We start from the raw sequence: 1,163 nt of genomic DNA, 5'->3' as shown, positions 1-1,163 counted from the left end.
GGACGGCCGGCCGTGTCGGCCGCCTCGGCGGCGCGGCGGGCGAGGGCGGCGGCCTCCGCGAGTTCCGGGCTGTCGACGCGGTCACCGAATATCGCGCGGTAAGCCCGGTCCATTCCGCGCAGCCTCGCCTTCAGTACGGCGTCCGGGCTCGCGATGCGCCATGCGGGGTCGGTGTGCTCGGCGACCATGCGGGGGTTGAAGCTGTAGAAGGCGGAGGTCACGCGCTCGGCGCCGGCCTGGCCCAACGGGGCGGCGCGCAGCGGGAAGTAGCTCGGCCAGCGCTCCTCGGTGTCGTATCCGAGTGCGGCGGCCCCCTCGGAGACCTCCGGCGCGTAGTACAGCAGCGCGTGCAGGGGTTCGAGCAGGTGCCAGAGCTGGCGCACCCGGCCCGGCTCCACAGCAGCGGGGTAGTTCGCGGTCTCCACTCCACGTACGTCTTCGGACATGGCGTAACTCCTCGTCGCATCCCGGTCGTTCCACAACTTGACACTGACAAGATTGCCCCAACCACTCGAACTTGTCAATGCCTAGATTCGGCGTAGGCTGCTGGGCATGAGTACGACCAAGCCGACCAAGAGTCCGTACCACCACGGCGATCTGCGCCGCGCCGTCCTCACCGCCGCGCTCGACGTCATCGCCGCCGACGGCCCGTCCGGGCTGAGCCTGCGGGATCTCGCCCGCCGTGCCGGTGTCTCGCACGCGGCGCCGGCGCATCACTTCAAGGACCGCACGGGGCTGTTGACGGCGATCGCGGCGGAGGGGTTCGGACTGCTGGCCGCCGCGATCGGGGAGGCGGCGGACCTCAAGGACGCGGGAGTGCGGTACGTGCGCTTCGCGCGCGAGCATCCGGCGCACTTCCAGGTGATGTTCGCGCCCGAGCTGCTGCGCGAGGGCGATCTCGAACTCGCCACGGCCCGCGCGCTCGCGGGCGACGCCCTGAGCGGCGCCGTCTCCGCCGTACCTCCCGAGGGCCGCGGCCCCGACGACCGTCTCGCCGGGGTCGCCGCGTGGTCCTTGGCACATGGCTTCGCGGCGCTGCTGCTCGGCCACAATCTGGACGGGGCGGTGGGTGAGCGGGATCCGGAGGAGGTGTTCCGGGGGGTGGCGGGGATGTTGTTCCGCGGCGCGGCCGGCTGACGGCGTGCGCGGTTGCCCGGCGCGAT

General features: G+C 72.2%; 2 protein-coding genes. One reads left to right on the top strand and one right to left on the bottom strand.

Features of this window, described 5'->3' with window-relative positions:
- A partial coding sequence (locus R6V09_RS53530; RefSeq protein WP_442810317.1) for an SCO6745 family protein occupies nt 1-446 on the bottom strand: 446 nt, incomplete at its 3' end.
- Between the two features lie 106 nt (nt 447-552).
- On the opposite strand from R6V09_RS53530, the gene R6V09_RS53525 reads away from it, so the two are divergent.
- On the top strand, nt 553-1,137 hold the full coding sequence (locus R6V09_RS53525) for a TetR/AcrR family transcriptional regulator (protein WP_317888611.1): 585 nt from the start codon (nt 553-555) through the stop codon (nt 1,135-1,137).
- The last annotated feature ends 26 nt before the right edge of the window (nt 1,138-1,163 follow it).

Origin of the sequence: Streptomyces sp. W16 (genome assembly GCF_033194735.1) — a bacterium.
Lineage (GTDB): Bacteria > Actinomycetota > Actinomycetes > Streptomycetales > Streptomycetaceae > Streptomyces.
This window is presented reverse-complemented; position numbering and strand designations above follow the sequence as displayed.